This is a genomic window from uncultured Cellulomonas sp., assembly GCF_947494015.1.
In the GTDB taxonomy this organism is placed as follows: domain Bacteria; phylum Actinomycetota; class Actinomycetes; order Actinomycetales; family Cellulomonadaceae; genus Pengzhenrongella.
The window spans coordinates 124,150-131,259 of record NZ_CANLTL010000015.1 but is presented as its reverse complement, the minus strand read 5'-3'; the positions used below and the strand labels follow the sequence as shown (position 1 = coordinate 131,259).

Sequence of the window (7,110 nt, the reverse complement as noted above, 5' to 3'; positions counted from 1 at the left end):
TACAGATCCACCGCCACGGAACGCGCTGGACATTCCACGACACCCACGGAACCCAGATCGAACCCGAACGCGACCGGGGACGACTGCTCCCGAGGCGGCCGAGCACAGGGATCTGAGCGCCACGGCGGCGCGCGACCGAGGCTCACCGCCAGTGGGTCAGGCGCCGGGCGGCTCCGGCTTGCGAGCGAACGTCACGGACACCGACGCCTCACCTCGTGTCACGAATCCGATGTTGAGGCCCGCCTCGATCCCGAGGTTGAACTCGATCGTGGAGAGCTCGAAATCGGAGCCCTCGGCTGCTGCCCGTGACTGGGCTGCCAGGCCGGTGAGCTTGCCGATCACCGTGTCCCACACATCCCCCAGCTGGTCGATGCCCGCGACCACGCGATCGCCGGACGCACTGCGGGCGCTGATGCCCGGCTGCGCGTCGGACGCCTGACCGGCCGTCACGGCCGACCCCACCACCATCACCTGGAACTCGTTCACGTCAGACCTCCCGAAGCTCGACAGAGTTCACCCGGTCGGGCGATGTCCGTGCTCGCCCAGTGTCCGCTCCTCGCCGCCACGGTGCGGCTTCGCGAGCTGCGCGGCAGCCCAGAACACATGCCGACGGCAGGCCCCGTCTGGACGGGACCTGCCGTGGTGAGGTGCGAGCCGTGGCGGGAAGCCGCGCGGTGCCGCGCGAGACCGCCAGGCGCGGGATCAGCGCAGCCAGCTGTTGCCGACGATGCGCGCCCAGATCTTGCCGACGCCCCAGGTGTCCCCGGAGAGCGTGACCGCGGCGATGATCAGCAGCAGCGCCTCGTGCCAGTGCGAGTCCACGACCGGGTTGTTGCCACCGAGGACGAACGGGATCTCGGCGAGGTACATGAAGCCCATGAGCAGCGTGCCGGTGACGGCGGCGATCTTCAGGCCGGCGCCCAGCATGAGCGCCACGCCGATCCCGAGCAGACCCGCCATGAAGAGCACGTCCCCGAACGGGTTGGCGAACATGCCGAAGAACCCGGCGAAGGGGCCCTCGATCCCGTTGATGAACCCCTGCGCCGGCGTGCCGCCGTTCACCCAGGCGCGCTCGGCCGGCGTCGCGAACCCGAGGCCGAACAGCTTGTCGACGAAGGCCCACAGGAACGTGAACCCGATGACCATGCGCGCCACGGCCAGCACCTTGCGCGCACTGGCCCGCGTGACGATCTGCTCCTGGTACACGGTGGCTCCCGCAGCAGCCGCCGTCTGGACGGCACCCGTGGCGGGTGCAGGCTTGATGGTGTTCGACATGGTCCGACCTCCCAGGTGTGCCGGGATGCCCTCGTGTCGACCATCCCGCCGAACCCGTCCTCCGGGCTCTGGCACCACTCTCCCGGCCGCTGAGGCGCCGTCCCTGAGCCGAAGGTCCCCGGGACCAACGTCCCCTCCCCGCCCGCCCGGTGCGACGTTGCGGCCCCTCGGCGTCGCCTGAGCGGTCGGGAACGTCGCACTCGACGAGCGGGGGGGCGGGGGGCGGGGGGCCGGGAGGCGGGGCGGGGGGCGGGCGCAGGGGGCGGGGCGGGCGGGGGGCCGGTGAGGGGGATGCGGGTGAGGGCTACCAGGCGTAGTCCTCGGGGGCCGTCTTGCGGCCGGGGAAGAGGTCGTCCAGCCGGGACAGCGCGGCATCGTCGAGGGTCACGCCCAGTGCCCGGACGCCGGCGTCGAGCTGGTCGCGGGTGCGCGGACCGATGATCGGCGCGGTGACCGCGGGCTGGTGCAGCAGCCAGGCGAGCGCGACGTCGCCCGGCTCGTGCCCGAGGTCGGCGGCGAAGTCCTCGTAGGCCTCGATGGCGTCGCGGTGCTGCTCGAGCGACTCCTTCGCCCGCCCCTCCAGACGCCGCTTGCCCTCACGCTCCTTGCGCACGACACCGCCCAGCAGCCCGCCCTGCAGCGGCGACCACGGGATCAGGCCCAGGCCGTTCGCCTGCGCGGCGGGGATCACCTCGAGCTCGATGTCACGGGTCAGCAGGTTGTAGATCGACTGCTCGCTGACCAGGCCGGTGTAGCTGCGCTGCCGCGCGTGCTCCTGCGCCGTGGCGATGTGCCACCCGGCGAAGTTGCTGCTGCCGGCGTACAGGACCTTGCCCTGGGCGACGGCGACCTCCATCGCCTGCCAGATCTCGTCCCAGGGCGTCTCCCGGTCGACGTGGTGGAACTGGTACAGGTCGACGTAGTCGGTCTGCAGGCGCTGCAGGCTCGCGTCGAGGGCCCGACGGATGTTCAGGGCGGACAGCTTGCCGTCGTTGGGCCAGTCGGACATCGCGCCGTACAGCTTGGTCGCGAGCACCGTGCGCTCCCGGCGGCCGCCGCCGGTCGCGAACCAGCGCCCGAGGATCGATTCGGTGGCCCCCGCGCCGAGCTCGCCGCCGTACCGGTTCGCGGTGTCGAAGAAGTTGATGCCGTGCTCGTGCGCGGCGTCCATGATCGCGTGCGACTCGTCCTCCGGCGTCTGCGGGCCGAAGTTCATCGTCCCCAGGCACAGGCGGGACACGGTCAGGCCGGAGCGGCCGAGGTGGGTGTAGTCCATGCCGTCAGGCTCCGCCCCGACGCCGGGGGTGTCCACCGCTCGGCGCGCGACGACCGGATGATGGACGCCCCACGACGCCGCGGCCGCCGGCCGGCCGCTCCCGCTCTTGCAACGTTGTACAGCGCAGGTGCACACTCGCTGAGCCGGCTGGGGCGCTGCCGCCCGGCCCGGCGGACGCGTCCCCGACGGGGTGGACGCCGGTGAGGAAGGCCTGCCCATGACCCGAACCCGCCCGCTGCGCCGCCCCTCGGTGGCGGCGCTCGTCAGTGCACTCGTCGTCGGCCTGCTCGGCGTCGCCGCGCCCTCGGCCACGGCTGCTCCCCCACCGCCGACCCCCGCGGCGCGGCCCACGGACCCGATCGCCCACGACCCGACCCTTGCCCGGGAGGGCGACTGGTACTACGTCGCGATCACCGGTGACGCCGGCCCGGACGACACCTACATCCCGCTGAAGCGGTCCCGCGACCTGGTGCACTGGGAGGAGCTGGGCCCGGTGTTCACCGAGCTCCAGCCGTGGGTGCTCGAGGCACTCGGAGTCACGGCCGCGAACGCGCCGCGCGACGCCTGGGCGCCCGACCTGACCTGGTCCGGCACCGAGTGGCGCCTGTACTACTCGGTCTCCCAGTTCGGCACGAACAACTCGGTGATCGGCCTGATGACGACGCCGTCACTGGCCGAGCCGGACTGGCAGGACCAGGGCCTCGTCGTCCGGTCGGAGCCGGGCGCCCAGCCCGACAACGCGATCGACCCGAACCTCGTGGTGGACGCCGACGGCGCCACCTGGCTCGCCTTCGGCTCGTTCTTCTCCGGCATCCAGCTCGTCCGTCTCGACCCGGCCACCGGCAAGGTCGCCGCCGGCGCCGAGCCGGTGCAGATCGCCCGGCGCTCGACGGGGCCGAACGCGCAGGAGAACCCGACGATCGTGCACCGGGACGGGTACTACTACCTGTTCCTCTCGTTCGACTTCTGCTGCCGCGGCGTGGAGAGCGACTACCGCACCGTCGTCGGGCGCTCCGCCGACGTCGCGGGCCCCTACCTCGACGCCGACGGCGTCCCGCTCCTGGACGACAAGGGCGGCACCGAGGTCATGCGCGGGTACAACGAGTTCGTCGGTGCCGGTGGCGCGGACGTGCTGCTGACCGGCGAGGACACGGGCCTGGTCGTCAACCACTACTACGACGCCACCGACGGCGCCGCACCGCGGCTCAACGTGCGCACCCTGAGCTGGACCGCGGACGGCTGGCCGGTGGTGAGCGAGCCCCTGAACCCCAGCCGGTCGATCGGCCACGGCGAGGCGTTCGTGCAGATCGTGCCGCGCGGGGCGAGCACCGGCGGGCAGAGCACCGTCGTGGAGAACGCCGGGTGCGGGTTCGAGGGCGCGAACATCGCGCTGTGGACGGACCTGGACAACACCTGCCAGCAGTGGCAGCTCAGCGCCCGCGACGACGGCGGCACCCGGATCACCAACCGGTTCAGCAACGCCGTCGCCGAGGTCGCCGGGTGCCGCAACGTCGACGGCGGCAACGTCGCCCAGTGGGGCTGGCTCGGCTTCCTGGAGAGCAACGACTGCCAGCGCTGGAGCCTGACGTCCACCGCCGACGGCTGGACCACGGTCGCCAGCGTGCTGCCGGGCGGCCGCGCCTGGACCGTCCAGGGCGCCGCGACGCCGGGGGCGAACGTCGCCATCAGCACACCCACCGGAGGCACGGACCAGCAGTTCCGGTTCGAGCCGGTCGGCGACGTGCTGCTGGCAAGCCCGACCGACATGACGACGACCCTCGGCGTCAACGGCTGCAAGGCCGGTCGCGGCAACGGCAACCAGGTCCGCTTCGACCCGCGGGACCCGGCCGGCTGCCAGACCTGGCAGCTCCGGTCGATCCCCGGCACCGCCACCGTCCAGGTGGTCAGTCCCGACTCGGGCAAGGTGCTGGCCTCCACGGCGTGCCTGCACCGCGGCGCCGCCGACAAGCTGCGCGTCGTGGACACCCGCAGCCCGTCCGCCGGGAGGTGCAGCGCCTGGACGCTGGCCCCCACCGACGACGGCACGTGGACGCTCGCGACCGCGGGGACCACACGCGAGGTCCGGGTGCTCATCCCCTGATCGGCGGCGTCATCGAGCCGAAGGGCGCGGGGCGCTCGGGACCGGCAGCCACCGGGACCGGGCGCCCCGCCCGGCGCACGGCCCCGGTGGGCGCGTGCGCGCGCATCGCAGGCGCGGTCAGGCGGGGCGGCGCTGCAGGACGCTGCCGAGCTCCCCCGGCTCCAGCGGCGGCCCGCTCAGCTCGGTGGTGCCAGGGCCGGGACGCAGGCCGTCCAGCAGCAGCTCGGTGTAGCGCCGCCACAGGTCGGGAGCGACGTCACGGGCGCAGTCGGCCACGGCGGCGACCATCACCACGAGCAGCGGGACGTCCGCAGCGACGACGTCGGGCCGGATGGCCCCTTCGCGCTGGGCGCGCACCACCATCTCGTCGACCATGGCGTGCAGCCGGGCACGCTGGCGCGCGGTCCGGTCGGACGGCGCCCGGGCGAGCACCTCGACCAGTCCCCGGTCCCGGGCCCGCGCCTCGGCAGCCGCGCACACGAAGCTGCGCACGGCGTCCGCGCCGGTCGGTGACGCCGCCGCGTGCTCGGCCACCTCGAGCAGGACGACGAACTTGCGCTCCCACAGCGCCTCGACCAGCGCGTCCTTGTCCGGGAACCGGCGGTACACCGTGCCGACGCCGATCCCGGCCCGGTGAGCGACGTCGTTCAGCGTCGCAGCCAGGCCGCGCTCGGCGAACACCTCGGCGGCGACGTCGAGGATGTGGCGGCGGTTGCGCTCCGCGTCGGCGCGCAGCGGGCGCGCCGACCCGTCGTCCGTCGCCTCGCCGGTCGCCACCACGTCCGCGATCCTAGGAGCCGAGGTCGACGACCGGGGAATAAGCGGATGCCTCGCATCCGCTTACGCGCTAGGGTCTCCGACGCGTCCAGCGTCGAACGCCCCACCGTACGACCTCTCCTCGACGCTCGAAGGGCGCCCCATGACCGACCCGACGCCCACGCCCACGCGCACCCGCCGCGGCCCCGACCACCGCTGGCTCGGCCTGGCCGTGATCGGCATCGCCCAGCTGATGGTCGTGCTCGACGCGACCATCGTGAACATCGCGCTGCCCACCGCCCAGGGGGATCTCGGGTTCGACAACGACCAGCGGCAGTGGGTCGTGACCGCGTACTCGCTCGCGTTCGGCAGCCTGCTCCTCCTCGGCGGCCGGCTGTCCGACCTGTTCGGCCGCCGGCCTGCCTTCATCACCGGGCTGATCGGCTTCGCGGCCGCCTCGGCACTGGGCGGCGCCGCCCAGTCGTTCGAGTGGCTCGTGGCCGCCCGTGCCCTCCAGGGCGTCTTCGGGGCGCTGCTGGCCCCCGCCGCGCTGTCCCTGCTGACCACGACGTTCACCGATCCGCGCGAGCGCGGCAAGGCCTTCGGGATCTTCGGTGCCATCGCCGGGTCGGGCGGCGCGATCGGGCTGCTGCTGGGCGGGGCGCTGACCGAGTACGCCTCCTGGCGCTGGTGCCTGTACGTCAACGTGCCCATCGCCGTCGTCGGCATCGTCGGCGCGCTGGTCTACCTCAAGGCCGTCCCCCGCCCCGCGACCCGGCCGCACCTCGACCTGCCCGGCGTGCTCACCGCGACCACCGGCCTGGTGGCCGTCGTCTACGGGTTCTCCAACGCCGAGACCAACGGGTGGGACCACCCGCTCACCGCCGTGTGCCTGACCGCCGGGGTGCTGCTGATCGCCGCCTTCGTGCTCGTCCAGCGCCGGGTCGCGCACCCGCTGCTGCCGCTGCGCGTCGTGCTGGACCGCGACCGGGGCGGCTCGTTCCTCGCCATGGCGCTGGTGTCGGTCGGGATGTTCGGGCTGTTCCTGTTCCTCACCTACTACCTGCAGCTCACGCTCGGCTTCTCCTCGTTGCAGACCGGCTTCGCCTTCCTGCCGATGAGCGCGGCGATCATGGGCACCGCGACCGGCGTCGGGGCGCGGCTGCTGCCCCGGGTCGGCCCGCAGGTCCTCATCACCGCGGGCGGCGCCACGGGGGCGCTGGGGATGGTCCTGCTGTCGCGGATCCAGGTCGACAGCAGCTACGCCGCCGTCGTGCTGCCGGGTCTGGTCGTCCTCGGGATCGGCCTGGGGCTGATCTTCTCGTCGGCGTTCGCGACGGCGACGTCGGGCGTCTCCCGGCAGGACGCCGGCGTCGCGTCGGCCACCGTCAACACCATGCAGCAGGTCGGTGGCTCGATCGGCACGGCGCTGCTCAGCACGCTGGCCGCCAACTCGACGGCGTCGTACCTGGTGGGCCGCGAGGCGACCCCCGAGGTGCAGGCGGCCGCCACCCTGCAGGGCTACCACACCGCGTTCTGGGCGTCGGCGATCGGCTTCGCGCTGGTCGCGCTGGTCGGCGCGACGGTGCTCAACCGGCAGTCCGTGCGGGTGGCCCGGGCCGCGGCTGTCGACGAGCGCGTCGAGACGGGTGTCGCGGCGCACTGAGCCCGTGGGGCGGCGCACCGAGCCCGTGGTGCGGCG

6 protein-coding genes are annotated in these 7,110 nt (G+C 73.4%); 2 read left to right on the top strand and 4 right to left on the bottom strand.

The window, feature by feature from the left end:
• Positions 1-156: 156 nt before the first annotated feature.
• From Q0840_RS15925 to Q0840_RS15915, 3 genes are all read right to left on the bottom strand, one after another.
• A complete protein-coding gene (locus tag Q0840_RS15925) occupies positions 157-486 on the bottom strand; it encodes a hypothetical protein (protein ID WP_298461127.1) in 330 nt (109 codons plus the stop codon).
• 216 nt (positions 487-702) lie between these two features.
• On the bottom strand, positions 703-1,275 hold the full coding sequence (locus tag Q0840_RS15920) for a DoxX family protein (protein WP_298461124.1): 573 nt from the start codon (positions 1,273-1,275) through the stop codon (positions 703-705).
• A gap of 304 nt (positions 1,276-1,579) precedes the next feature.
• Positions 1,580-2,551 carry an aldo/keto reductase gene (locus Q0840_RS15915; RefSeq protein WP_298461122.1) on the bottom strand — a complete coding sequence of 324 codons (972 nt, stop codon included), beginning with the start codon at positions 2,549-2,551 and terminating at the stop codon, positions 1,580-1,582.
• Positions 2,552-2,768: 217 nt separating this feature from the next.
• On the opposite strand from Q0840_RS15915, the gene Q0840_RS15910 reads away from it, so the two are divergent.
• Complete coding sequence (locus tag Q0840_RS15910; RefSeq protein WP_298461119.1) at positions 2,769-4,652, top strand: family 43 glycosylhydrolase; 1,884 nt, start codon at positions 2,769-2,771, stop codon at positions 4,650-4,652.
• A gap of 117 nt (positions 4,653-4,769) precedes the next feature.
• Here the strand turns inward: Q0840_RS15910 and Q0840_RS15905 are convergent, their stop codons facing one another.
• On the bottom strand, positions 4,770-5,432 hold the full coding sequence (locus Q0840_RS15905; protein ID WP_298461115.1) for a TetR/AcrR family transcriptional regulator: 663 nt from the start codon (positions 5,430-5,432) through the stop codon (positions 4,770-4,772).
• Positions 5,433-5,571: 139 nt separating this feature from the next.
• On the opposite strand from Q0840_RS15905, the gene Q0840_RS15900 reads away from it, so the two are divergent.
• Complete coding sequence (locus Q0840_RS15900; RefSeq protein ID WP_298461113.1) at positions 5,572-7,074, top strand: MFS transporter; 1,503 nt, start codon at positions 5,572-5,574, stop codon at positions 7,072-7,074.
• Positions 7,075-7,110 lie beyond the last annotated feature (36 nt).